The organism is Streptomyces sp. NBC_00259, assembly GCF_036181745.1.
Classification (GTDB): Bacteria; Actinomycetota; Actinomycetes; order Streptomycetales; family Streptomycetaceae; genus Streptomyces; species Streptomyces pratisoli.
In genome coordinates this window covers 4,215,334-4,239,220 of record NZ_CP108080.1, presented here as the reverse complement: position 1 = coordinate 4,239,220, position 23,887 = coordinate 4,215,334, and the positions used below count along the sequence as shown (strand labels likewise).

Sequence of the window (23,887 nt, the reverse complement as noted above, 5' to 3'; positions counted from 1 at the left end):
CCTGAGCTTATGCGAGGCGGCGCCACGTCCAGGTCGCGGCGATTTCGAGGGGGTCGATGGGGGTGACCAGACGGGGGTGGGTGTTCAGCCCGTTCGGCGGGCCGGACTGCGGCTCGACGCAGACCGCTTCGTCCTCCTGGTCGTAGACGACGACCCACTCGGTGCGGCTCTTCACCGTGAGCTCCAGCTGATCCGGCCACGTGACGGTGACGTCGAGGCCGTCCTCCATGCCGAAGCAGTCGTCCCAGGGGCCGGGCGTGGGCTCGATGCGCCGGCCGGTGGGGAGGTAGTTCGGGCCGCGCTCCTCCTGCCAGTCGGCGATGAAGTCGAGCCGGGCGCCCTTGCCTTCGGGGAAGGCGTTGCGCAGGAACCACGGGTGCCAGCCGGCCTGGGCGGGAAACGAGTCGTCGTACGTCTCGATGCCGAGCTGCAGCGCGAGGGAGTCCTCGGTCAGCTCGAACGTCTGGGTGACGAGCCCGGTGTACGGCCAGGGGTCGGCGAGTTCGTAGGTGAAGACCGCCTCCGCCGGGCCGGTGCGCGCGGTGCGCCAGGCGGATTCGCGGGCGGTGCCGTGGATGGCGTGCGGCGGGTCGTTGATGGGGAGCTGGTGCTCGACACCGCCGTTGCGGAAGCGGCCGTTCTCGGTGCGACCACACCACGGGACCATCGGGAAGCAGCCGTAGCGCTCTCCCTGCCGCAGCAGCTCGGTCCCGGCGATGCGGAGGCTGCTGATCCGGCACCCGTTCGCCGGGGCCACGGTCAACTCGACGTCGCCGGCGGTGAGCCGGACGCTCTCTTCGCTACTCACACCCCGACCCTACTGGGGGGCGGCTCGGCGCGCCCGCGCCCGAGCGGGCTACTTGCGGCGGCGCAGAGCGCGCCCGACCACCACGGCGGAGGCGAGCGCGAGCGCGGCGGCCGGGGCGACCCACCGCAGGGTGCTCCCCGCGGTGCCGGTCCCCGGCGCGGGCACCGGGGCGTACCGTCCCCGCGGCGGCGCGTGGTCGACCTCCTCCGCGCTGCGCCCGATCATCGTCCGGCGGGCGTGGGCGGCCTCCGCCGGCGGCTCCTCGCCGTCCCCGAACGCCTCGTCCGCCAATGGGTCCAGCGCCGAGGGCGGCACCTCCACGTCGTAGACGGACGCGTCGGCACCGGACGCATCGGCACCGGGCGCGTCAGCCGCGTCGGCGCGCTGCGCCTCATCGGCACCGTTCTCCCCGGGCCCTGGCTCCGCATCCGCGGCGGGCGTGCCGCCGTCGTCCCCTGACGGCCGCGTCACCGCGTCGTCCGTGCTCCCGGCGCCGGCAGGTCCTTCCTGCTCCCCGCCGGGGGTGCCATCGGCGTCGGCCTTCCCCGGACCGGCCTGCGCCTCCGTGGACGCCCGCGTCGCGCCGGCGTCCTCCGGGCGGCCGCCCGACCGTCCCGGCTCGGTGGAGTCGTCCGGCCGCGTCGGGTCCTGCGGCACGTCCGTGGCTTTGCCGTCCGCCGTCGCCTTGGACGCGAGGGACGACGCGAACCGGTCGAGCAGGCGCGTGCCCGCCTGGGCGACCGTGGCGGCGTCCGCCTCCGCGAGTCGGCCGTCCGCGTGGGCCGTGCCGGTGAAGGTGAGGGTGGTGCCGCCTTCGGCGGGGGTGAGGCGAAGGGTCAGGGCGAGCTTGGCGGAGCCGGAACCGCGGGCCTCCGTGCCCTCGCCCTCGACCGCGAAGTCGTCGTCCTGCCCGGTGATCCGGAGAGCACCGCGGTAGGTGATCGTGTGGCCGCCCACACGGATCTTCAGCCGGCCGGCGAGCGGGCCCGCCGACGCGTCGGCGTCCTGTTGGAGCCCGGGGACGCACCGGGCGACCCGCGCAGGGTCGGCCAGCGTCTGCCGGAGGGTCTCTGCCGGAACCGGAACGAACACCTCATGCTCCATGGAAGCCGAGCCTACTCAGCCCCGGCCCGCCAGGAGACCTTCTGCGCAGAACCGGCACAGTCGGCGGCGCTCACTCGGCGTACCGCGGACGCAGCAGCGTCGACGGCGGAAGTCCCCGCGGCCGCTCGTCCTCCACGCCGACCACCCCGGGTCCCGGGGCCGGCGGCGCGCCCCCCGCCGCGGCGACGGCGAGGACGAAGCCCCGGTCGGGCCGGCCCGGCGCACGGTACGCCCGCGTCGTGAACCCGGCCGCGCGGATCGTGGCCTCGACGGTCCAGTAGGCGTGCGACCGCGCCGTCACGGGCCCGGCGTGCACGGCGAGCCGTCCGCCGTCCGCGAGGACGTCCGCCGCGAGCCCGTAGAACTCCTGGGAGTACAGCTTGGCGCTGGGCGCGAAGCCCGCATCGGGCAGGTCCGAGATCACCACGTCGTACGCGTGGTGCGGCACCGGCCCCCGCAGCCAGCAGAACGCGTCCGCGTACACGACCTTCAGCCGCGGGTCCCGGTACACGGACCCGTTGAGCGCCGAGAGCGCCGGGTCCGAGCGGGCGAGGCGCACCATTCCGGGGTCGAGCTCGACGACGGTCACCGACCGCACCCCGGGGTGCCGGAGCACTTCGCGCGCCGCGAGACCGTCGCCCCCGCCGAGGACCAGGACGCGCGCATGCGGTCCCCGGCGCATCGCGGGGTCCACCAGCGCCCGGTGGTGCCGGTCCTCGGGGCCCCCGCTGACCTGCAGCCGGCCGTCCAGGAACAGCTTGACCGGCCCGTGCTCGGCCCCGGTCAGCACGACCTCCTGCACCCCGGTCCGTACGGCGACCCGCACCGGCTCGCCGTACACCGCGCGCCGCGCGGCCGACTCGAAGTCGTCGACCAGGGCCGTCGCGGTGGCCAGCACGGCCAGCACCGTCAGGTTCGCCACGAGCAGCCACCACCGCGACCGGGCCGACATGTCGCGCCGGAACAGCCACAGCACGAGCGCGCCGCCCGCCACCGCGTTGACCGCGCCGGTGAGCAGCGCGCCCGTCAGCTGGCCCAGCCACGGCAGCAGCAGGAAGGGAAAGGCGAGTCCGCCGACGAGCGCGCCCACGTAGTCCGCGGCGAACAGGTCGGCGACGGTGCCCGCGGCGTCCTCGTCGCCCTCGCCTGCGCCCCCGCGTCGTGACGCCCGCTGGATCAGGGTCATCAGCAGCGGGATCTCGGCGCCGATCAGCACCCCGATGGCGAGCGAGAACGCCACCAGCGCGTGTCGCGCCTCGCCGAGCCAGGCGAAGGCCGCGTACAGCACCAGTGCCGAGCAGCCGCCGATGAGCGCGAGCGCCGCCTCCACCAGGGCGAAGCCGACGGCCGCATGGCAGCGCAGCCGCTTGGCGAGCAGGGAGCCGATGCCCATCGCGAAGACCATGACGGACAGCACGACGGACGCCTGGGTGACCGAGTCGCCGATCAAGTACGAGGCGAGGGCGACGAGTTCGAGTTCGTACACGAGTCCGCAGGCCGCGCAGACGAAGACCACGAGGAGGACGAGGAACCGGCCCGCGCCCGGACGTACGGGCGGCCGCACCCCGCCCTGAACCGGTGCGGGCAGAGGCGGGTCGATCATGTCGTCACGCTACGTTATACACCTGTCGCGCATGGTCACCCACAAGGGTGCAACTGCCACAAAATGCCGTAGCGACGCATGGAGTCAGCGCCCGGCGGGCAGTCGCGCGCCGACCCGGGTGCGGGTCACCACGAGCTGGCCCTCCTGCGGGTACGCGTGCCAGGTCCGCCACCCCACCTGGCCGTCCAGGCGCTGGGCGACCATCGCCGTGAACGCGTGCGGCGAGCCGGGGAACGTGCCGGCGAGCCCGTGCGGATGGTCGGTCACCAGCGCGATCACCTCCTGCGCACGGCCCGCGAAGGAGTCCTGCGACAGCGTCTCGACGCGCGCGGCGAACTCGTACTCCCAGTCACCGAGCCGCCGTTCGACGCCCAGCGGCAGGGGGGTGCTGCTGCCCGGCATGCAGGCGACGGTCTCGGAGCAGGCGCCCCGGTCCTCCTCGAGCAGCACCTGGTGGGAAGCGCCCAGCAGTCTCAACTGCAGCTTCGCGCCCGACAGTTCGAGGTCGAGCTCGGCGAGGGCGGGCAGCGGCTCCCGGCCCAGCGCCCAGGCCAGATCGGCCGCGCGGGTGTCGGTGTAGGAGGTCTTCAGGGTCGTGAGCATGGATCGGCTCCGCAAACATGCGTGACGGGTGGACCGGGGCACCCCGGAGGCAGCACAGAGGAGGTGGGGGATCTGCCGGCTCGGGTCCACAGGAGGTCCGAGGGCTGGATGTTCTCAACAGCGAGGGAATCATGAAGTGGGAGACGCTCACAGCGCTTTTACCCAACATGACGTGGTTTCCATCCCCCCGGGGGCCTGTCTGTTCAACTGTTCAACGGAAATCCTTCTCCGGGGTGCACAATCTCGCCGCCCACATGCATCAGGCGTCAACAGGAAGGCGCCCGGAGGGAGTTCGTCCCCCCGGGCGCCTTCGGTCGCGGCGCGGTCGGCTGCCCCGTGTCAGCCGCCCCCCGCCGACGCCGCGGTCAGTCGCCGCCGCCCCCGCCACCACCGCACGACGAACCGCCGCAGGAGGAGCCGCCGCCGCAGGACGAACCGCCGTCCCCGCCGGCCCACCAGCTCCTGCGACGGCGCGAGCGGCTCACGCCACCACGCCCACCACCCGACGCGATCCCCACGAACACGACGAGCACGATCAACCCGAGCACGATCCAGACTCCGACCACTGACCTCACCGTCCTTTCCCCCGAAGCGAGGCTGCTTCTGGTGTGCCTGGGGGATGCCCCCGGCTCTCGCGGCCCAAAGCGGACTTGAGCTACTCCAGAGGTTGCGCGCAGGATGGCCCGCATGACAGGACGCGCACCCGGTCACCGACCGCTGCTCAACCGCCGCCTCGCCGAGTTCGGGACGACGATCTTCGCCGAGATGTCCGCGCTGGCCGTGCGGACCGGCTCGATCAACCTGGGCCAGGGCTTCCCGGACACGGACGGCCCCGACGAGGTCCGTGAGGCGGCGGTGCGCGCGCTGCGCGACGGCCGGGGCAACCAGTACCCGCCCGGCCCCGGCGTCCCCGAGCTGCGTACCGCCGTCGCCCGCCACCAGCGGGAGTGGTACGGCCTCGCGTACGACCCCGACACCGAGGTGCTGGTCACGGCCGGCGCCACGGAGGCGATCGCGGCCGCGCTGCTCGCCCTCGTCGAGCCCGGTGACGAGGTGATCGCCCTGGAGCCCTACTACGACTCCTACGCGGCCTGCATCGCGATGGCGGGCGGGACGCGCGTACCCGTCACGCTCCATCCGCGCGACGGCGCCTACGTACTGGACCTGGACGAACTGCGCGACGCGGTCACCGATCGCACCCGCCTCATCCTGCTCAACAGCCCGCACAATCCCACCGGCACCGTCCTCACCCGCGAGGAGCTGGCGGCGGTCGCGGCGCTCGCCGTCGAGCGGGATCTGCTGGTCGTCACCGACGAGGTGTACGAGCACCTCGTCTTCGAGGGCGAGCACACGCCGATCGTGACCTTCCCGGGCATGCGCGAGCGCACGGTCACCATCGGCTCGGCCGGCAAGACGTTCTCGTTCACCGGCTGGAAGGTCGGCTGGGTCACGGCGGCGGCGCCGCTGGTCGCCGCCGTCCGCTCGGCCAAGCAGTTCCTCACCTACGTCGCGTCCGGCCCGCTCCAGTACGCGGTCGCCGAGGCGCTCGCGCTCCCGCGGACGTACTTCGACGGGCTCCGGGACGATCTGCGGGCCAAGCGGGACCTGCTGGGCTCCGGTCTCGCCGCGGCCGGCTTCGAGGTGTACCGGCCCGCCGGGACCTACTTCGTCACCACCGACATCCGCCCGCTCGGCGAGAGCGACGGCTTCGCCTTCTGCCGCGCGCTGCCGGAACGCTGCGGGGTCGTGGCGATCCCCAACGCGGTCTTCTACGACCACCGGGACGAAGGGGCACCCTTCGTCCGGTTCGCCTTCTGCAAGCGCACCGACGTCCTGGAGGAGGCCGTCTCACGGCTCAAGGGGCTCGCGGCGGGCCCGGGGGAGCCCGCCGGCCGACGGTCTCAGTAGGCCAGCGCCCAGGCCAGGGACTCGTCCGCGACCTGCTCCCAGCCGTCGTGGAAGCAGGTGCCGTGGTCGCGTCCGGGATACTCGCGGAACTCGGTGACCGCCCCAGACTTCGCGTACCGGCGGTAGTTCTCGCGCACCACACCCCGCGGGACGATGTGGTCCGCGCCGCCGGCCACCAGCAGCAGCGGGGAGCGGGAGTCGTTGCGGTAGTCGATGCGGGTCGCGGCCCGGGCCTTGGGCGTGAAGTTGGCCAGTCCCGCCTGGAACAACGGGCGCCCCGGGCCGGGAATCGCCCAGGTCGCACGCTCCCGCGCGGCCTGCTCCGCGGAGACGGTGTTGGCGAAGGCGTAGTGGAACTGCCGGTCGGTGAGGGCCACGGTGCGCCTGCGGTTGGCGGGGTTGCCGAGGACCGGCCACGCGGCACGCAGCGTGGACAGCGACAGCGCCAGGACCCCGCGCGGCTGCCCGGGGTGGATCGCGACGCCCGCCCGGCCGTAGCCGCGGTCGAGCAGGATCTGGGTCACCAGCCCGCCGAAGGAGTGTCCGATGATCACCGGCTGCTCCGGCAGGGTGCGCAGGAACGCCTCGTAGTGGTCCGCGATCTCCTGCACGCCGAGCCCTGCCGGAGCCTTCGCGTGGTCGAGCGGCTCGCCGAGCTGTGACACGCCGGGCCAGCCGGGCGCGTGGACGGTGTGGCCCTGGGCGGTGTAGCGGTCGATCCAGGGCTGCCAGCTGTGCGGGGTCATCCACAGACCGTGGATGAGAAGGATGGTCCGATCGGACACGAGAACTCCTGAGGTGACGGCGAAGAGAGGGAGACAGACCGTTCTTTCTGCTTGGAGTCTGGACCGTCGGCGGAGCACTGTCAAAACAAGCAGGCCAGACCGGTCGGTTACGTTTGGCGCCATGAGCACGGAACCGACCGCGCGGGTCTCCCACCCGCGGCAGCGCCTACTGGAGACGGCCGCAGAGCTCTTCTACGCGGAGGGCATCCAGGCCGTGGGCGTCGACCGGCTGATCGCCACGGCCGCGGTCACCAAGGCGACCTTCTACCGGCACTTCCGCGGCAAGGACGAGCTGGTGCTGGCCTACCTGCGGGTCCGCGACGAGGAGATCCGCGCCCGCACGGCGCAGGCGGCGGCCGCCGCGAAGGAGCCGCGGACGGTCGTGGAGCTGCTGGTGGGCGGCCTCGCCGAGGAGGTCTGCGGTCCGGGCTTCCGCGGCTGCCCCTTCATCAACGCCGCCGCCGAGTACCCGGATGCGGAGCATCCGGTCCGGCGGCTGATCGCGGAGCACCGCGCGTGGTTCCGTGGCGCGCTCGCCGACCTGGCCGCCGCCTGCGGTCACCCCGCACCCGATGAGGCCGCGGCGGCGCTGGTGCTGCTGCGCGACGGCGCCCTGGCGGGCGGCTACCTCGACGGCGGGGACACCGTCCGCACCCACCTGTCGGCCACCGCGCAGGCTCTCCTCCGCCTGAACTGACCTCTCGTCAGATCCGCACGGACGCCGCGCCGCACCGCCCGTACCGCGCCGGCGGCCCGCTGTCACGGCGACACGCGTGCGCCGGTCCTTCGGGGAGGGAATCCACCCGCGCGGCTGCCCAGCGCTCGCGCCACCTGCGCGTACCACGGAAGGTCGGGGTGACCGCTCACGCGCGCTCGGAGGTGCCCCCTGTTCGCCGAGACCTTCGACAAGGCATCGCCGGCCGCCGGCCGGGCCGTCTCCCGCTGTCGTGCCGCCCTGCACCGGGCCGCCCCCGCGCTCGGGCTGTTCGCGGCCGCCAGGCTCACCGGGATGCTCGTCATGGCGCTGTGGGCCTGGCACATCGGCCGGTCGCCGCGGGCGCTGCTCGCCACTTCCTGGGACTCCCTGTGGTACGTCCGCATCGCGGCGCACGGCTACGGCCGCACGCTGTACTGGCCGGACGGCGCCGTCCAGTCCGACCTGGCGTTCTTCCCGCTCTACCCGGGGCTCGTGCGGACCGTGACGTCCGTACTGCCCGTGACGGGCGGGACCGCGGGGCTGGTGCTCTCCTGGATCGCGGCGGGCGCGGCGGCATGGGGCATCTACGCGGTCGTCGAGCGGCTGCACGACCGGAGGACCGCGACCGTCGTCGTGCTGCTGTGGGGGCTGCTGCCGCACGCGATCGTGCTGTCCATGGCGTACACCGAGCCCCTGCTGACGGCGTTCGCCGCCTGGTCGCTGTACGCGGTGCTCACCCACCGCTGGCTGTGGGCGGGGGTGCTGGCGGCGCTCGCCGGGCTCACCCGGCCGAACGGGATCGCGGTCGCGGCGGCGGTGTGCGCGGTGGCCGGCTGCGAGCTGTGGAAGCGGCGGGGCACGAAGGGCGGCCGGGCCGGGATCCGGGCGGCGGCCGTGCTGGCGCCCGCCGGATGGCTCGGGTACCTGCTGTGGGTCGGGGCGCGCAAGGGCGATGTGCTCGGCGGGTACTTCGCCGTGCAGAGCGGCTGGACGTCACGGTTCGATCTGGGGCTCGGGTCCCTGCGGGTGATCCGCGGCATGGTGACGGCGCCGGCGTTCTTCGGCTTCCCGATGGCGCTGGTGATCGCGGCCGCGGGTGTCCTGCTCTTCGCGCTGTTCGTGCTGGACCGCCCGCCCCTCGCGCTGCTCGTGTACACGGCGGTGCTCGTGCTGATCACGGTCGGCGGATCCGGCTACTTCGAGTCCAAGCCGCGCTTTCTGCTGCCGGCGTTCCCGCTGCTGCTGCCGCTGGCCTGCGCACTGACGAAAGCCCGGCCGAGGGCGGCGATCACGGTGATCGTCGCCCTGGCCGGGCTGTCGTTCGCCTATGGGACGTATCTGACGGTCGCCCCTATGGCCCTGTGAGGAACGCTGCGGCGCTCAGCCCTCGTCGGAGGGCTTCTCGTCCGCGGCGTCCTCAGCGGCCGGGGCCAGGCCCAGCAGCTCCACCAGCCACTTGTCGAACTCGATGGCCGCGCGCACCCAGCTCACCGTCGACGAGACGAAGTGCTCCAGGCTGACACCGGTACCGATCAGCATCTGGGCCTCGCCGATGAGGCGGACGGTGGTGGGCTCGCCCTCCTCCTCGTGGGTGTGCGTGTAGACCTTCGGCCACAGCGTGCGGCGGTTCCAGTCGTCGATGGCGTCGAGGATCTTCGCCTTGTCGCCGAACGCGTGCGGGCGGTCGTAGAACGTCCGCACCGAGAAGACCTGCTGCTCGTCCTCGCCGCGGAACATGAAGTACGTACGGAACTCCTCCCACGGCGCCGCGAGGTCACCCTCGTCGTCGACGACGTACTTCAGTTCCATCTGGTCGAGGAGCTGCTTGACCAGGTCCTGGTCGGGGATGACCGGGCCCGCGGGGGGTGCGGACTGAGGCTGGGGCTGGCCCCCGAAATTCGGAATCGAGGACGGGTCGATGCTCACCGGGTGTTTCCCTTCGTACGGATGCGGCCATCCTCTCCCATCCCGGGCGGGGGCTGGCAACCCCCACCCGGGCGTGGCTTACTGCACCGGTCCCACGATCAGGCCGCCGTCGAAGCGGTCGACGCGGATCGTGTCGCCGTCCTTCACCTCGCCGGAGAGGATCTCCCTGGCGAGCCGGTCGCCGATCGCGGTCTGGACGAGGCGGCGCAGCGGCCGGGCACCGTAGGCCGGGTCGTTGCCCTCGTCGGCCAGCCACTCCAGGGCCGGCGGGGTGACGTCCAGGGAGAGCCGGCGCTCGGCGAGCCGCTGGGCGAGGCGGGCGATCTGGAGCTCGGCGATGTGCGCCAGCTCGTCCTTGGACAGGGCCGAGAAGACGACGAGATCGTCGAGCCGGTTGAGGAACTCCGGCTTGAACGAGGCCCGTACGACCTCCAGGACCTGCTGCTTCTTCTCCTCCTCGCTCGTCAGGGGCTCCACGAGGAACTGGCTGCCGAGGTTGGAGGTCAGGATCAGGATGGTGTTGCGGAAGTCGACGGTCCGGCCCTGTCCGTCGGTCAGCCGGCCGTCGTCGAGGACCTGCAGCAGGATGTCGAAGACCTCGGGGTGCGCCTTCTCCACCTCGTCGAGCAGGACCACGCTGTACGGGCGTCGGCGGACCGCCTCGGTGAGCTGGCCGCCCTCCTCGTAGCCCACGTATCCGGGCGGGGCTCCGACGAGCCGCGCGACGCTGTGCTTCTCGCCGTACTCCGACATGTCGATGCGGACCATCGCCCGCTCGTCGTCGAAGAGGAAGTCCGCGAGGGCCTTCGCCAGCTCGGTCTTGCCGACGCCGGTCGGTCCGAGGAAGAGGAACGAGCCCGTCGGCCGGTCGGGGTCGGCGATCCCGGCCCGCGAGCGGCGCACCGCGTCGGACACGGCCCGCACCGCCTCGGTCTGACCGATCAGGCGCTTGCCCAGCTCGTCCTCCATCCGCAGGAGCTTCTGGGTCTCGCCCTCCAGCAGCCGGCCGGCCGGGATCCCGGTCCAGGCGGCGACGACGTCGGCGATGTCGTCGGGGCCGACCTCCTCCTTGACCATGGTGTCCTTGGCGGCCTCCTGCTGGGCCTCCTCCTCGCTGGCGGCCTCCAGCTCCCGCTCCAGCGCCGGGATCTCCCCGTAGAGCAGCTTGGAAGCGGTGTCGAAGTCGCCGTCGCGCTGGGCCCGCTCGGCCTGGCCGCGCAGGTCGTCGACCTTCTCCTTCAGCTCACCGACGCGGTTGAGGGACTCCTTCTCCTTCTCCCAGCGGGCGGTGAGGCCGCGCAGCTCCTCCTCCTTGTCGGCGAGGTCGCGGCGCAGCTTCTCAAGACGCTGCTTGCTGGCCTCGTCGGTCTCCTTGGAGAGCGCGAGCTCCTCCATCTTGAGCCGGTCGACGGAGCGCTGGAGCTCGTCGATCTCGACCGGTGAGGAGTCGATCTCCATCCGGAGCCGGGAGGCGGACTCGTCGACGAGGTCGATGGCCTTGTCGGGGAGGAAGCGGGAGGTGATGTACCGGTCGGAGAGGGTCGCGGCGGCGACCAGCGCGCTGTCCGCGATCTGCACCTTGTGGTGGGCCTCGTAGCGGCCCTTGAGCCCGCGGAGGATCGCGATGCTGTCCTCGACGGTCGGCTCGGCGACCAGGACCTGCTGGAAGCGGCGCTCCAGCGCCGGGTCCTTCTCGATCCGCTCGCGGTACTCGTCGAGGGTGGTGGCGCCGACCATGCGCAGCTCGCCGCGCGCGAGCATCGGCTTCAGCATGTTGCCCGCGTCCATGGCGGAGTCGCCGCCGGCGCCCGCGCCCACGACGGTGTGCAGCTCGTCGATGAAGGTGATGATCCGGCCGTCGCTCTCCTTGATCTCGGACAGGACGGTCTTCAGGCGCTCCTCGAACTCACCGCGGTACTTCGCGCCGGCGACCATGGCACCGAGGTCGAGCGCGACCAGCCGCTTGTCGCGCAGCGACTCGGGGACGTCGCCCTTCACGATGCGCTGGGCGAGGCCCTCCACGACGGCGGTCTTGCCGACGCCGGGCTCACCGATCAGCACGGGGTTGTTCTTGGTGCGGCGGGAGAGCACCTGGACAACGCGGCGGATCTCCTGGTCACGGCCGATGACGGGGTCGAGCTTGCCCTCCCTGGCCGCCGCCGTGAAGTCGGTGCCGAACTTCTCCAGGGCCTTGTACTGACCCTCGGGGTCGGGTGTGCTCACCCGGCGCCCTCCTCGTGCCTTCTCGAACGCTTCCTGCAGTCTCTTCGCGGTGGCGCCCTGCCCGGAGAGCACCTCGCCGGCCCGGCCGCCCTTGGCGGCGACGCCGACGAGCAGATGCTCGGTGGAGAGGTAGTCGTCACCGAGCTCCTTGGCGCGCTGCGCGGCGTCGGCGATGACGGCGAGCAGCTCACGGTTGGGCTGCGGCGGCGCGACGGTCGACCCGGTCACGCTGGGCTGGTCCGAGAGCACCCGCTCCGCACCGGACCGTACCGCGGCCTGGTCGGCGTCGACGGCTGCCAGCAGATCGGTGATGTTCTCGTTGTCCTGGCCCGCGAGCAGCGCCAGCAGCAGATGGGCGGGCGTCAGATCGGGGTGCCCGTCGGACACGGCCCGGGTGCTCGCGGCGTTCAGCGCGTCCCGGCTCCTGTTGGTCAGCTCGGCGTCCACGTGCGGTCTCTCCTCCTCGTCCTCGGCGATGACTTCGCTATGACTCTTCCAAGGTACACAAAGTTGAGTCTATTCCACTCAAGGCACTGACCAGAGTAGTCCGGGACCGGCGCCCCCGGTAGGTTTTTGGGCATGGCCATCGACCCACGACACCCCGACGCGTCCTATCTCAGCTTCTGGCGCGAGTACCACATGTGCACGCTCACGACCCCGCGCCCGGACGGCAGTCCGCACGTCGTCGCGGTCGGCGTCACGTACGACCCGGAGGGCGGCGAGCGGGGCGTCGCACGAGTGATCACCAACAAGCACAGCCGCAAGGTCGCGAACGTCCTGGCAGCCGGCCCGGAGGGGGCACGGGTCGCGGTCTGCCAGGTGGACAAGGGCCGCTGGGCGACGCTGGAGGGCCGCGCCACGATCCGCACGGAGCCGGACGTCGTGGCGGACGCGGTGGCCCGTTACGCGGCGCGCTACGAGCGCACCCCGGCCCCGAACCCGGACCGCGTGGTCATCGAGATCGCCCTGACACGGGCGATGGGCCGGGCCTAGGCATCCGGGGAGCGAGGGCGTCAGGACAGGGAGCGAGGGCGTCGGCATCCGGGACAGGGCAAAGCACAGCGGCGCCATCGTGTTTCAGGTCCACGATGGCGCCGCTGTGTGGGGGAAGCGCCTGAGCGATCTTTGAACGACGGGGGAACCGCTCAGGCACTGCGGGGGGTGGCGGTGGTGGTCTCGGGCTCGACCAGCTGGTGGTCCCGCCGGTCGAGATTGACGAAGATCATGCCGTACCTGATGGCACAGCGAACGGGGCGTGGGGCCCCACGAGGCCGACGAAGGCACCGGTAGGCACGGACGTCCTCGTCGTCCTCTCGGGCGACGACGATCGGTTCCCCGAAGAGAGTGACCATCAGCGAGTCGCCACGGTGGGGGATGGCCGTGACGAGATCGATGAAGTGCCACCCGGATCGGTACGCCGTCGCCATCTCCCGTCGGAAGACGCGGTCGTCCGGGGGAGCGCTCATGCGTCGACGTCCGCCGGCCCGCTCTCCCAGGTTGGCTCACCCGGCGACGCGATCACCGTCGTGGATGCGGATTCCCAGGTGGGCTCACCCGGGGACGCGGTCACCGACCCGGGGGTCGACTCCCACGTGGGCTCACCACTCCCCGCGAGACCGCCGAGAGCAGCCGCAACGGCTATAGCGCAAAGTGCACGAACCATCCTGGTCATGGCCGATCTCCACCTCTTTTAATCACTACCTCCTCCCCCGCGCATAAGACGATGGCTCACTCCGAACGCTTCCACCAGCGAGTCCAGGCATCATGTTCCTGTAATTCAGGACCCTGAGGGGGGTGCAAATGCAGGCGAAAGGGAGCGATTCGGGAGACAAGCACAGTCACGACGAGCTGTGCGAGGCCGGGAGAAACCTCTATGCGTCCGCGCTGCGCAGTGGCCGCATAGCCCGCGCCGAGGTGGCCGACACTCCGTGTCTCATCGACCTGGCCATGCTGCGCCCGGATCCCGACGACAGTGAATGGTTGCGTCCGGTTCCACCGTCCGTCGCTCTGCACCAGCTGATACACCCCATAGAGCGGGAGATCCAGGAACGAAGGCGTCTCACGGCCTCCCTGGCGGACGCCTTTGAGCCATTCATGTCGATCAACGCGCACAGCTCGTCGGCCACACACGCGATCACCGTGCTCGAAGGCCTGAGCCTGATCAACACGACGCTGGACCGGGTCATCGCCGACTGCACGGAGGAGCTCCTGACGGTGCAGCCCGGCAGCGGGCGCAGACCGGCGACCCTCGAGGACGGGCTGCGCCGCGTCGAGATGCTCGTCGACCGGGGCGTGGTCATGCGAACGCTGTACCAGCACACCTCGCGCCACCACCCCGCGACGATGGCGTACGTGGAGCGCGTCGCCCCCTACGGCGCGGAGGTCCGCACCCTCGAGGAGATCATCGACAGGCTCATCATCGTCGACCGCAAGGTCGCCTTCATCCCGGCGCGCAGCGACCGGCGGGTCGCCCTGGAGCTGCGTCACGAGGGCCTGGTGCAGTACCTGGTCGGCGTCTTCGAGCAGTTCTGGCTCCACGGCGTGCCCTGGGACGACCAAGTCGTCGCCTACGCCCCGGAGATGGACGGCATCAGCGGTGTGCAGCGCTCCATCGCCAAGCTCCTCATCGAGGGCCACGTCGACGAGGCGATCGCCCGCCGTCTCGGGATGAACGTCCGCACCTGCCGCGCCCATATCGCCAAGCTCGCCTCCGCCCTCGGCAGCGGCTCACGCGCCCAACTCGGCTACCTGATCGCCCAGTCCGGCATCCTGGAACAGGATCACTGACCTCGGAGCAGCCGGGCACCGCTCCGGTCGGGTGACAGGGCTCGACAGGATGTGCGATCATCCCGCCCGGCGCTCCCCCCACACCCTCCGGTGCCCTCCCCACGCCTCCTTCGGACCGAGAGCGACCACCCCCAGCCCATGCCCCAGCGTTTCCGCGCTGCCTGCGCCACCGTCGCGGCCCTCATGGCCGCCTCCGTACCCGGCCTGTCCTCCCCCGCCCACGCCGCCACCGTCACCTGCGCGGACGGGGTGTGGAAGGCGACGTACCACGCCAACACCACCCTCACCGGCACGCCGCGCCGGACCGTGTGCGACGCGGCCATCAGCGAGAACTACGGCACGGGCGCCCCGGCCGGCACCACCCTGCCCAAGGACAACTTCTCCGTGCGCTGGACCACCGCCCGCGACTTCGGCTCGGCGGGCCGTTCACCCTCACCGCCGTCGCACAGGACGGAGTCCGTGTCTACGTCGACGGCGTCCGGAAGATCGACTCCTGGCGGAACGTCAGCTCAACCCAGACCAGGAAGCTGAACCTCACCATCCCCAAGGGCCGCCACACGCTGCGGGTGGACTTCGCCGCGTGGACGGGCGCCGCCAACATCGGCTTCGCCTACACCCCGGTCACCACCGCCGCGGCCGACAAGGTCAAGCCGCTCGCCCCGGCCGGCGGCTGGACGGCGTACTCGACGACGACCTACCGGCCCACCGTCAGCTGGACCCGCAACCGCGAGATGGACCTCGCCGGATACCGCGTCAAGCGGTGCACGGATCCCTGCAGTTGGCAGACGGTGAGCGGAACCGCCCTGCTGACCGGCGCCTCGTTCACCGACGTGCCGCTGGCGAACGGACGCAGGTACGCCTACGCCGTCGCCGCCGTCGACAAGGCGGGCAACGAATCGCCCCTGGGCGGCGCCGCGTCCGTGACGACGACCGACCTGCCCGACCCCGCCGTGCCCGCCGGACTGACGGCCACCGACACCGCCAAGGGCGTCACCCTCGGCTGGACGGCCTCCGCCCGCGCGACCACCTACCGCGTGCTCCGCGGCACCGACCAGGCCTTCCTGCAGCCGATCGGCACCGGCACCGCGCCCACGTACACGGACGTCACGGCCAAGGACAACACCGTGTACTTCTACGCGGTGCAGGCCCTCGACGGACACGGCAACGAGTCCGCCCGCAGCAGCGTCCGGGAGATCCGGCGGGGCGACCACCGCGTACCGTCCGCACCCACCCTCACGGCGGCGCCCTACGGGTACTGGGACGGTGTGCGACTGGCGTGGACCGTGCCCGCCGGGGACAGCGGCAGGGACGTCCGCGTCTACCGCTCCACCGTGTCGCCCGTCCCGGCCGGCGCCACCCCGGTCACCACCTGCCGGGTGGACCACCTGAGCCACTCGTGCAGCGACGAGGGCGACCTGAAGCGCGGGGAGACGTACCACTACGTCGTCACGCAGGTGAACGTGGACGGCGTGGAGTCGAAGCGGTCCAACGAGGTGACCTTCACCCGGCCCGGCGACTCCGACCCGCCGGCCGCCGTCACCGGCCTGACGGCCGCCCTCACGGACACCGGCGCCATCGCGGTGGACTGGAACGACAGCCCCGAGGCGGACCTCCGTCGCTACGAGCTGCGCCGCGCCCGGGTCCACGAGACCGAGGACGGCATCGTCCTGGAGGTCGTGACGACCGAATACTTCGGCGCCGAGACCTCGGAGTTCCTCTACGAGCCCGTACCGGACGGCGAGACCTGGGCCTTCTTCGTGGTGGCCGTCGACGTGTACGGCAACGCGCTGCCCTGGCAGGAGATCCCCGGCGGCTACGTCACCGTGACCGAGCCCGGCGAGCCGGAGCCCGAGGAGTGACGACGGTCCGCAGGGCCGCGAACGGTCCGCCTCGCCGGCCGTGACGCGGACAGGCACGGCCAAAGGCCCCCGCCCGGTCTCCCGGGTGGGGGCCTTCGCCGTTCGTTCCAGAGCGTTCCCCGGCGGACGGGGTCAGCCGTCCCGCTTGGGCCGCCAGACCACCAGCGCGCTGCCCTGCTGCACGTCCTGGTACGGCACCAGGTCGCGCCGGTACGACGCGTGCACCTGCGCCTCGCGCTGCTGCATCGCGACCGCCGCGCCCTCGACCGCCGCCGAAAGCTCGGCGACCCGGGACTGCAGGGCCGCGACCTGGTTCTCCAGCTCGATGATGCGCTTGATACCGGCCAGGTTGATGCCCTCGTCCTGCGACAGGGCCTGCACCTGGCGGAGCAGGTCGATGTCACGGGCCGAGTACCGCCGGCCGCGGCCGGCGGTCCGGTCCGGGGAGACCAGGCCGAGGCGGTCGTACTGCCGCAGCGTCTGCGGGTGCAGACCGGACAGCTGGGCCGCCACCGAGATGACGTACACCGGCGTCTCGTCGGTCAGTTCGTAAGCCCTGCCACCGAATCCAGGCTGTCGACGTCGGCCGTCCATCGCATCATGCTCCCTTCGCGGCCTGGAACAGTTCTGCCCGCGGATCGACGTCCTCAGTCGCCTTCCGGTACGCCTCCAGGGCCTCACGGGCCTCGTCGCCGAGGTCCTTCGGCACCGCGACCTCCACGGTGACCAGCAGATCGCCGCGGGTGCCGTCCTTGCGGACCGCACCCTTTCCGCGGGCCCGCATCGTACGGCCGTTGGGCGTGCCGGCGGGCAGTTTCAGCGTGACCGGCGGCCCGCCGAGCGTCGGGACCTTCACCTCGCCGCCGAGCGCGGCCTCCGTGAAGGTGACCGGCACGGTGACGGTGAGGTTGTCGCCCTTGCGGCCGAACACCGGGTGCTCGCCGACACGGACCACGACGTACAGATCGCCGGCCGGGCCACCGCGCTCGCCCGGTGCGCCCTTGCCGCGCAGCCGGATGCGCTGGCCGTCGCTCACCCCCGCGGGGATGCGGACCTGCATGGTCCGGGACGACTTGGCGCGCCCGCTGCCGTGGCAGACCTCGCACGGGTTCTCCGCGATGAGGCCGCGGCCCTTGCAGTCCACGCACGGGTCGGTCAGCGAGAAGGACCCGCTGCCGCCGCGCGAGACCTGGCCGGTGCCGACGCAGGTCGGGCACACCCGCGGCGTGCCGTTCTTGTCGCCGGTGCCCGAACAGGCCTTGCAGGGCTGCTGGCTGGACATCCGCAGCGGGACCGTGGCCCCGTCCACCGCCTCGGTGAAGCTGAGCGTCACCTCGGACTCGATGTCCTGGCCGCGGCGCGGCTGCGTCCGCGGACCGGGTCCGGTGCCGCGGTTGAACAGCCCGCCGAAGACGTCTCCGAGCCCGCCGCCGAAGCCGCCGGCTCCGGCGGCGCCGCCACCCCCGGCCTGGGTGCCTCCGAAGAGGTCACCCAGGTCGAAGTTGAACGTTCCGCCTGCCCCGGGTCCTGACCGGAAACCACCGTTGCCGAAGAGGGCGCGGGCCTCGTCGTACTCCTTGCGCCGCTTGGGGTCGCCGAGCACGTCGTTGGCCTCGGAGATCTCCTTGAAGCGCTCCTCGGCCTTGGCGTCGCCCTTGTTGGCGTCCGGGTGGTTCTCCCGGGCGAGCTTCCGGTACGCCTTCTTGATCTCCGCGTCGGTGGCGTCCTTGGGGACGCCGAGAACCTTGTAGTAGTCCTTCTCGACGAAGTCCTTCGTGCTCATCGACGTCCCTCCTTCCCGTACGTCACCGCACCGGTCCCTGCGTCAGCCCTCGTCCGGGCCACCGCTCTCCTCGTCCGTCGCCTGCTCCGCCTGGTCCTTCGGCTGGGCCCCCGGCTGGGGCTCGGCCACCGCGACGCGCGCGGGGCGGATGGTCCGCTCGCCGATCCGGTAGCCCGGCTGCAGGATCGCCACGCAGGTCGTCTCCGTGACGTCCGGCGCGTAGCTGTGCATCAGGGCTTCGTGGATCGTCGGGTCGAAGGGCTCGCCCTCCTTGCCGAACTGCTGCAGACCCATCTTGGCGGCGACCGTCTCCAGCGATTCGGCCACCGACTTGAAGCCGCCCACCAGTTCGCCGTGCTCACGGGCCCGGCCGATGTCGTCGAGGATGGGCAGGAGCTCGGTCAGGAGCTGCGCGACGGCGATCTCCTTGACCGTGATCCGGTCCCGCTCCACGCGACGACGGTAGTTCTGGTACTCGGCCTGAAGCCGCTGGAGGTCCAGCGTGCGCTCGTTGAGCGCGGTGCGGACCTGGTCCAGCTGGGCCGTCAGGCCGGCCTGAACCGCGTTCTGTGCTGCGTCCCCGGCCGGGGCCGCCCCCTCCTCCGCGGAGGGGGAGGCGGCCTGCGCCGCTTCGTCGGGAGTGGCGCCGGAGGGGACGTCGGGCTTCTCCTCGAAACCCGGGGTCTCCTCCGTCATCAGGCAGCGCCGCCCTTCGCGTCGTTCGGCTTCTCGTCGTCGACGATCTCGGCGTCGACGACGTCGTCGTCGGCCTTCGCCTGCGAGGCACCGGCGTCACCGTCGCCGCCCGCGGCCTGCTGGGCCTGGGCGTCGGCGTACATGGCCTGGCCGAGCTTCTGGGATACGGCCGCGACCTTCTCGGTGGCGGTGCGGATCTCCGCGGTGTCCTCGCCCTTCAGCTTCTCCTTGAGCTCGGTCACCGCCGTCTCGACCTCGGTCTTGACGTCGCCGGGGACCTTGTCCTCGTTGTCCTTGAGGAACTTGTCCGTCTGGTAGACGAGCTGCTCGGCCTGGTTGCGGGTCTCGGCGGCCTCGCGGCGGCGGTGGTCCTCCTCCGCGTACTGCTCGGCCTCCTGACGCATCCGGTCGACCTCGTCCTTGGCGAGCGAGGAGCCGCCGGTGACGGTCATCTTCTGCTCCTTGCCCGTGCCCAGGTCCTTCGCGGTCACGTGCATGATGCCGTTGGCGTCGATGTCGAAGGAGACCTCGATCTGCGGGACGCCGCGCGGGGCCGGCGGAAGGCCGGTCAGCTCGAACATGCCGAGCTTCTTGTTGTACGCCGCGATCTCGCGCTCGCCCTGGTAGACCTGGATCTGCACGGACGGCTGGTTGTCCTCGGCCGTCGTGAAGATCTCCGAGCGCTTCGTCGGGATCGTCGTGTTGCGCTCGATGAGCTTGGTCATGATGCCGCCCTTGGTCTCGATACCGAGGGACAGCGGGGTCACGTCGAGGAGCAGGACGTCCTTGACCTCACCCTTGAGGACACCGGCCTGGAGCGTGGCGCCGATGGCGACGACCTCGTCCGGGTTCACACCCTTGTTGGCCTCCTTGCCGCCGGTCAGCTCCTTGACGAGCTCGGCGACGGCCGGCATACGGGTGGAGCCACCGACGAGAACGACGTGGTCGATCTCGGAGAGCTGGATGCCCGCGTCCTTGATGACGTTGTGGAACGGGGTCTTGCAGCGGTCCAGCAGGTCCGAGGTCAGCTGCTGGAACTGGGCGCGCGTGAGCTTCTCGTCCAGGTGCAGCGGGCCCTCGGCGGACGCCGTGATGTACGGCAGGTTGATCGTCGTCTCGGTCGAGGACGACAGCTCGATCTTCGCCTTCTCCGCGGCCTCGCGGAGACGCTGGAGAGCCATCTTGTCCTTCGACAGGTCCACGCCGTGACCGTTGGCGAACTGCTTCACCAGGTAGTCGACGACGCGCTGATCCCAGTCGTCACCACCGAGGTGGTTGTCACCGTTGGTGGCCTTCACCTCGACGACGCCGTCGCCGATCTCCAGCAGCGAGACGTCGAAGGTGCCGCCACCGAGGTCGAAGACGAGGATCGTCTGGTCGTCCTTGTCGAGGCCGTACGCCAGAGCGGCGGCCGTCGGCTCGTTGACGATGCGCAGGACGTTCAGTCCCGCGATCTCGCCGGCCTCCTTGGTGGCCTGGCGCTCGGAGTCGTTGAAGTACGCCGGGACGGTGATCACCGCGTCCGTGACCTTCTCACCGAGGTAGGACTCGGCGTCCCGCTTCAGCTTCTGCAGGATGAAGGCGGACATCTGCTGGGGGTTGAAGGTCTTCCCGTCCAGCTCGATCTTCCAGTCGGTACCCATGTGACGCTTCACGGACCGGATGGTCCGGTCGACGTTCGTGACCGCCTGACGCTTCGCGACCTCTCCGACGAGCACCTCACCGTTCTTGGCGAAGGCGACGACGGACGGCGTGGTCCTGGCGCCCTCGGCGTTGGTGATGACGGTGGGCTCACCGCCCTCCAGAACGCTGACGACGGAGTTAGTCGTGCCCAGGTCGATGCCGACCGCACGTGCCATTTCGATTCCTCCAGTGAACTTGAGCGGAACTGGCTCAAGGATGCACCACCCGTCCCACAGAGTCAACAGACCTGAGTCGGGGTGACTCAACTATGGTGCGCGCCCCCCTGCGCGCACGGTCCGGCGCGGCCTGCACCCTCGCCCGCTTCCACCGTGCCATCGTTCTGCAAAGCACGCGAAAGGTTCACAGACGCGACGCACTGGACAGAAAACAGCAGAGATCGATAGAGAACCGACAGAACGGTCAGGTGAGAGCCGTGCACTCCGTGCAGCCCAAGCGCCTTCTCGATCTGACCCTCGGCACACTCCTGCTGCTTCTCGCCGCCCCGCTACTGGCCGCGGCCGCCTGCTCCACGGCGCTCGGCCGCCCGCCCGGCGGCGTCTTCGTACGCGAACTCAAGACCGGACTGCACGGCTACCCGTTCACCGTCCGCTCCCTGCGCACCCGGCGCTGGCGGCTGGACCTGCTCTCCAGGCTGCCCCATGTGCTGCGGGGTGAGATGTCCCTCGTCGGCCCGGCGGCCCTGGCGCCCGACGACCCGCGCGCGGCCGTACCCTGGCGGCAGACCGTACGACCGGGACTGACGGGCCCGGCACAGCTGCGCAGGCATTCGTCGCTCCCGTGGGACGAGCCCGAGCTGCTCGACCAGGATTACGTGGAGCACCATTGGATCGGGCTGGATCTGGCCGTCCTGGTGCGCACGATTCCGGCCCTGCGCCCGCCTCGTACTCAGGGTCACCTGAGCGACGCAGATCACCGCCTGCCTGGCTACAGTGCGACGGAATAAGTGGGTACTCTCAGCACGGACTGCATAAGTTACCGCTTAGTAAGTGCTGATTCACCACCTGATCCCTCGCAGGCCCGAGGAGCCTTCCATGCAACTCGCCGCGATCATCGTGTCGCTGGTCCTGACCGTGGTCGGCGTTGCGCTCATCGCCCGAGCCGTCGCGCAGATCTACCGGTTCGTGAAGCTCGGTCAGCCCGTGCCTGCGGGCAGCCGCACCGACGACCCCAAGGCCCGTACGGTCACCCTGGTCAAGGAATTCCTCGGCCACACCCGGATGAACCGCTGGGGCATCGTGGGCTTCGCCCACTGGTTCGTCGCGATCGGCTTCCTGACGCTTCCGCCGACGCTCGCACAGGCGTACGGCCAGCTCTTCCAGGCCGACTGGACCCTGCCCATCCTGGGCGGCTTCCTGCCGTTCGAGATGTACATCGAGTTCATCGGTGTGATGACGATCGTCGGCATCGTCGTCCTCATGGCGATCCGGCTGCTCAACCTCCCCTCGCGCGCCGGCCGCAAGTCGCGGTTCGCGGGCTCCAAGGCCTGGCAGGCGTACTTCGTCGAGTACGTCATCCTCACCATCGGCCTGGCGATCTACGTGCTGCGCGGCCTGGAGGGCGCGCTCCACCACGTGGAGCACTACGAGGCGGCGTACTTCGCCTCGTACCCGCTGGTCCTGGCCTTCAAGGGGCTCAGCGTCCCGACCCTCCAGACGCTGGTCTACCTCGTCGCGATGATCAAGATCGGCACGTCGCTGATCTGGATGATCACGGTCTCGCTGAACACCAACATGGGTGTCGCCTGGCACCGCTTCCTCGGCTTCCCGAACATCTGGTTCAAGCGCAACGCGGACGGTTCGACCGCGCTCGGCGCCCTGCAGCCGATGACGAGCGGCGGCAAGGAGATCGACTTCGAGGACCCGGGCGAGGACGACGTCTTCGGCGTCAGCCAGGTCGAGCAGTTCTCCTGGAAGGGCATCCTCGACTTCTCGACGTGCACGGAGTGCGGCCGCTGCCAGTCGCAGTGCCCCGCCTGGAACACCGGGAAGCCGCTCTCGCCGAAGCTCCTCATCATGTCGCTGCGCGACCACGCGCACGCCAAGGCCCCGTACCTGCTGGCCGGCGGCGGCAAGACCATGGAGGGCGAGGAGAAGGCGTCCGAGGAGCAGCTCGCCGGCGTGCCCGCGGCGGCTCTGGCCGAGGCCGAGCGCCCGCTGATCGGCACCGCCGAGGAGAACGGCGTCATCGACCCGGACGTCCTGTGGTCCTGCACCACCTGCGGTGCGTGCGTGGAGCAGTGCCCGGTCGACATCGAGCACATCGACCACATCGTCGACATGCGCCGCTACCAGGTGATGATCGAGTCCTCGTTCCCGTCGGAGGCGGGCACGATGCTCAAGAACCTGGAGAAGAAGGGCAACCCCTGGGGCCTGGCGAAGAAGCAGCGCCTGGAGTGGACCAAGGAGGTCGACTTCGAGGTCCCGGTCGTCGGCAAGGACGTCGAGGACCTCAGCGAAGTCGACTACCTGTACTGGGTCGGCTGCGCCGGCGCCCTGGAGGACCGGGCCAAGAAGACCACCAAGGCCTTCGCGGAGCTGCTGCACACGGCGGGCGTCTCGTTCGCGATCATGGGCGGCGACGAGAAGTGCACCGGTGACTCCGCCCGCCGCCTGGGCAACGAGCCGCTGTTCCAGCAGCTCGGCCAGGAGAACGTCGCGATGCTGAACATGGCGTTCGGCGAGGACGACGAGGACGAGTCGACGAAGAAGCCGAAGGCTTCCAAGAAGATCGTCGCGACCTGCCCGCACTGCTTCAACACCATCGCGAACGAGTACCCGCAGCTCGGCGGCGAGTACGAGGTCATCCATCACACCCAGCTGCTCCAGCACCTCATCGACGAGGGCAGGCTGATCCCGGTCACGCCGGTCGAGGGTCTGATCACGTACCACGACCCCTGCTACCTGGGCCGTCACAACAAGGTCTACACGCCGCCGCGCGAGATCATGTCGGCCGTCCCGGGCCTGCGCCAGCAGGAGATGCACCGCCACAAGGAGCGCGGCTTCTGCTGCGGCGCCGGTGGTGCCCGCATGTGGATGGAGGAGCGGATCGGCAAGCGCATCAACACCGAGCGGGTGGACGAGGCGCTGTCGCTGAACCCGGACATCGTGTCCACCGCCTGCCCGTTCTGCCTCGTCATGCTCTCCGACTCGGTCAACGGCAAGAAGGGCGAGGGCAAGGCCAAGGAGTCGCTCCAGGTCGTGGACGTCGCCCAGCTGCTGCTCGACTCCGTGAAGACGCCGGCGGACCCCGGCGACGCGGGTGAGGCGGCGACGGCGGACGCTCCGGAGCCGGAACCGGTGAAGTGACTCAGCCGTCTGAATAGACGAGCAGCAAGCGGCCGGACCTGCCTCGGGGGCAGGACCGGCCGCTTCTGTCAGCGGGCCCAGGCGTTTCCGTGCATC

Annotated in this window: 22 protein-coding genes; 9 read left to right on the top strand and 13 right to left on the bottom strand. The window is 70.9% G+C overall.

What is annotated here, in order from left to right; translation table 11 throughout:
- Positions 1–7: 7 nt before the first annotated feature.
- The 5 genes from OG766_RS19160 to OG766_RS19140 form a co-directional block, all read right to left on the bottom strand.
- A complete protein-coding gene (locus tag OG766_RS19160) occupies positions 8–808 on the bottom strand; it encodes an aldose epimerase family protein (protein WP_266381020.1) in 801 nt (266 codons plus the stop codon).
- A 48-nt stretch (positions 809–856) separates the two neighbouring features.
- Positions 857–1,912 (bottom strand): SRPBCC family protein, encoded by a 1,056-nt coding sequence (locus tag OG766_RS19155; protein ID WP_266381017.1) that lies wholly within the window; start codon positions 1,910–1,912, stop codon positions 857–859.
- Positions 1,913–1,982: 70 nt separating this feature from the next.
- Positions 1,983–3,515 (bottom strand): polyamine aminopropyltransferase, encoded by a 1,533-nt coding sequence (locus OG766_RS19150; RefSeq protein ID WP_266381014.1) that lies wholly within the window; start codon positions 3,513–3,515, stop codon positions 1,983–1,985.
- A gap of 84 nt (positions 3,516–3,599) precedes the next feature.
- Complete coding sequence (locus tag OG766_RS19145) at positions 3,600–4,118, bottom strand: DUF2617 family protein (RefSeq protein WP_266381011.1); 519 nt, start codon at positions 4,116–4,118, stop codon at positions 3,600–3,602.
- 365 nt (positions 4,119–4,483) lie between these two features.
- A complete protein-coding gene (locus OG766_RS19140) occupies positions 4,484–4,693 on the bottom strand; it encodes a hypothetical protein (protein ID WP_266381008.1) in 210 nt (69 codons plus the stop codon).
- A 112-nt stretch (positions 4,694–4,805) separates the two neighbouring features.
- Between OG766_RS19140 and OG766_RS19135 the strand changes: the two genes are divergently transcribed.
- Positions 4,806–6,026, top strand: a complete 1,221-nt coding sequence (locus OG766_RS19135) for a pyridoxal phosphate-dependent aminotransferase (protein WP_266381005.1) — start codon at positions 4,806–4,808, stop codon at positions 6,024–6,026.
- On the opposite strand, the gene OG766_RS19130 is transcribed toward OG766_RS19135, so the two are convergent.
- A complete protein-coding gene (locus OG766_RS19130) occupies positions 6,020–6,811 on the bottom strand; it encodes an alpha/beta hydrolase (protein WP_328725853.1) in 792 nt (263 codons plus the stop codon). The genes OG766_RS19135 and OG766_RS19130 overlap by 7 nt on opposite strands.
- 121 nt (positions 6,812–6,932) lie before the next feature.
- Between OG766_RS19130 and OG766_RS19125 the strand changes: the two genes are divergently transcribed.
- Positions 6,933–7,508, top strand: a complete 576-nt coding sequence (locus OG766_RS19125) for a TetR/AcrR family transcriptional regulator (RefSeq protein ID WP_266381000.1) — start codon at positions 6,933–6,935, stop codon at positions 7,506–7,508.
- 312 nt (positions 7,509–7,820) lie between these two features.
- Positions 7,821–8,873 (top strand): glycosyltransferase family 39 protein, encoded by a 1,053-nt coding sequence (locus tag OG766_RS19120; protein ID WP_266380998.1) that lies wholly within the window; start codon positions 7,821–7,823, stop codon positions 8,871–8,873.
- Between the two features lie 15 nt (positions 8,874–8,888).
- Here OG766_RS19120 and OG766_RS19115 read toward each other — a convergent pair whose 3' ends face one another.
- Complete coding sequence (locus OG766_RS19115) at positions 8,889–9,434, bottom strand: YbjN domain-containing protein (RefSeq protein ID WP_266380995.1); 546 nt, start codon at positions 9,432–9,434, stop codon at positions 8,889–8,891.
- A gap of 78 nt (positions 9,435–9,512) precedes the next feature.
- On the bottom strand, positions 9,513–12,104 hold the full coding sequence (gene clpB / locus OG766_RS19110; RefSeq protein WP_328725852.1) for an ATP-dependent chaperone ClpB: 2,592 nt from the start codon (positions 12,102–12,104) through the stop codon (positions 9,513–9,515).
- A gap of 132 nt (positions 12,105–12,236) precedes the next feature.
- On the opposite strand from clpB, the gene OG766_RS19105 reads away from it, so the two are divergent.
- Positions 12,237–12,650, top strand: coding sequence for a pyridoxamine 5'-phosphate oxidase family protein (locus tag OG766_RS19105; protein WP_266380989.1), 414 nt, complete (start codon positions 12,237–12,239; stop codon positions 12,648–12,650).
- Positions 12,651–12,802: 152 nt separating this feature from the next.
- On the opposite strand, the gene OG766_RS19100 is transcribed toward OG766_RS19105, so the two are convergent.
- Complete coding sequence (locus tag OG766_RS19100; RefSeq protein ID WP_328725851.1) at positions 12,803–13,123, bottom strand: (2Fe-2S)-binding protein; 321 nt, start codon at positions 13,121–13,123, stop codon at positions 12,803–12,805.
- Positions 13,124–13,457: 334 nt separating this feature from the next.
- On the opposite strand from OG766_RS19100, the gene OG766_RS19095 reads away from it, so the two are divergent.
- The 3 genes from OG766_RS19095 (at position 13,458) to OG766_RS19085 (ending at position 16,303) form a co-directional block, all read left to right on the top strand.
- Complete coding sequence (locus tag OG766_RS19095) at positions 13,458–14,444, top strand: helix-turn-helix transcriptional regulator (protein WP_266380984.1); 987 nt, start codon at positions 13,458–13,460, stop codon at positions 14,442–14,444.
- 138 nt (positions 14,445–14,582) lie between these two features.
- The gene (locus tag OG766_RS19090; RefSeq protein ID WP_328725850.1) at positions 14,583–14,975 is read left to right on the top strand and encodes a hypothetical protein; all 393 of its coding nucleotides are present in this window, start codon (positions 14,583–14,585) and stop codon (positions 14,973–14,975) included.
- A 35-nt stretch (positions 14,976–15,010) separates the two neighbouring features.
- A complete protein-coding gene (locus OG766_RS19085) occupies positions 15,011–16,303 on the top strand; it encodes a fibronectin type III domain-containing protein (RefSeq protein ID WP_328725849.1) in 1,293 nt (430 codons plus the stop codon).
- A gap of 132 nt (positions 16,304–16,435) precedes the next feature.
- Here OG766_RS19085 and OG766_RS19080 read toward each other — a convergent pair whose 3' ends face one another.
- From OG766_RS19080 to dnaK, 4 genes are read right to left on the bottom strand one after another with little or no spacing between them, the layout of a single operon-like run.
- Positions 16,436–16,897, bottom strand: coding sequence for a heat shock protein transcriptional repressor HspR (locus tag OG766_RS19080; RefSeq protein WP_266380978.1), 462 nt, complete (start codon positions 16,895–16,897; stop codon positions 16,436–16,438).
- 4 nt (positions 16,898–16,901) lie between these two features.
- A complete protein-coding gene (dnaJ, locus tag OG766_RS19075; RefSeq protein ID WP_328725848.1) occupies positions 16,902–18,086 on the bottom strand; it encodes a molecular chaperone DnaJ in 1,185 nt (394 codons plus the stop codon).
- Positions 18,087–18,128: 42 nt separating this feature from the next.
- On the bottom strand, positions 18,129–18,782 hold the full coding sequence (gene grpE, locus OG766_RS19070) for a nucleotide exchange factor GrpE (protein WP_266380972.1): 654 nt from the start codon (positions 18,780–18,782) through the stop codon (positions 18,129–18,131).
- Positions 18,782–20,641 carry a molecular chaperone DnaK gene (gene dnaK / locus OG766_RS19065; RefSeq protein ID WP_266380969.1) on the bottom strand — a complete coding sequence of 620 codons (1,860 nt, stop codon included), beginning with the start codon at positions 20,639–20,641 and terminating at the stop codon, positions 18,782–18,784. The genes grpE and dnaK overlap by 1 nt, the downstream gene beginning before the upstream one ends.
- 257 nt (positions 20,642–20,898) lie before the next feature.
- Here dnaK and OG766_RS19060 point away from each other — a divergent pair, with 257 nt between their 5' ends.
- Entirely contained in the window at positions 20,899–21,429 is a 531-nt protein-coding gene (locus tag OG766_RS19060; RefSeq protein ID WP_266380966.1) for a sugar transferase, read from the top strand.
- A gap of 88 nt (positions 21,430–21,517) precedes the next feature.
- Positions 21,518–23,791: a (Fe-S)-binding protein gene (locus tag OG766_RS19055; RefSeq protein ID WP_328725847.1), complete on the top strand. Its 2,274-nt coding sequence runs from the start codon at positions 21,518–21,520 to the stop codon at positions 23,789–23,791.
- The last annotated feature ends 96 nt before the right edge of the window (positions 23,792–23,887 follow it).

Coding starts and splice junctions, on each gene's coding strand:
- OG766_RS19135 (WP_266381005.1), top strand. CDS start 4,806: ATGACAGGACGCGCACCCGGTCACCGACCGCTGCTCAACCGCCGCCTC.
- OG766_RS19090 (WP_328725850.1), top strand. CDS start 14,583: ATGCCCCAGCGTTTCCGCGCTGCCTGCGCCACCGTCGCGGCCCTCATG.
- OG766_RS19125 (WP_266381000.1), top strand. CDS start 6,933: ATGAGCACGGAACCGACCGCGCGGGTCTCCCACCCGCGGCAGCGCCTA.
- OG766_RS19150 (WP_266381014.1), bottom strand. CDS start 3,515: ATGATCGACCCGCCTCTGCCCGCACCGGTTCAGGGCGGGGTGCGGCCG.
- OG766_RS19120 (WP_266380998.1), top strand. CDS start 7,821: ATGCTCGTCATGGCGCTGTGGGCCTGGCACATCGGCCGGTCGCCGCGG.
- OG766_RS19105 (WP_266380989.1), top strand. CDS start 12,237: ATGGCCATCGACCCACGACACCCCGACGCGTCCTATCTCAGCTTCTGG.
- dnaK (WP_266380969.1), bottom strand. CDS start 20,641: ATGGCACGTGCGGTCGGCATCGACCTGGGCACGACTAACTCCGTCGTC.
- grpE (WP_266380972.1), bottom strand. CDS start 18,782: ATGACGGAGGAGACCCCGGGTTTCGAGGAGAAGCCCGACGTCCCCTCC.
- OG766_RS19145 (WP_266381011.1), bottom strand. CDS start 4,118: ATGCTCACGACCCTGAAGACCTCCTACACCGACACCCGCGCGGCCGAT.
- OG766_RS19080 (WP_266380978.1), bottom strand. CDS start 16,897: ATGGACGGCCGACGTCGACAGCCTGGATTCGGTGGCAGGGCTTACGAA.
- OG766_RS19155 (WP_266381017.1), bottom strand. CDS start 1,912: ATGGAGCATGAGGTGTTCGTTCCGGTTCCGGCAGAGACCCTCCGGCAG.
- OG766_RS19055 (WP_328725847.1), top strand. CDS start 21,518: ATGCAACTCGCCGCGATCATCGTGTCGCTGGTCCTGACCGTGGTCGGC.
- OG766_RS19100 (WP_328725851.1), bottom strand. CDS start 13,123: ATGAGCGCTCCCCCGGACGACCGCGTCTTCCGACGGGAGATGGCGACG.
- dnaJ (WP_328725848.1), bottom strand. CDS start 18,086: ATGAGCACGAAGGACTTCGTCGAGAAGGACTACTACAAGGTTCTCGGC.
- OG766_RS19095 (WP_266380984.1), top strand. CDS start 13,458: ATGCAGGCGAAAGGGAGCGATTCGGGAGACAAGCACAGTCACGACGAG.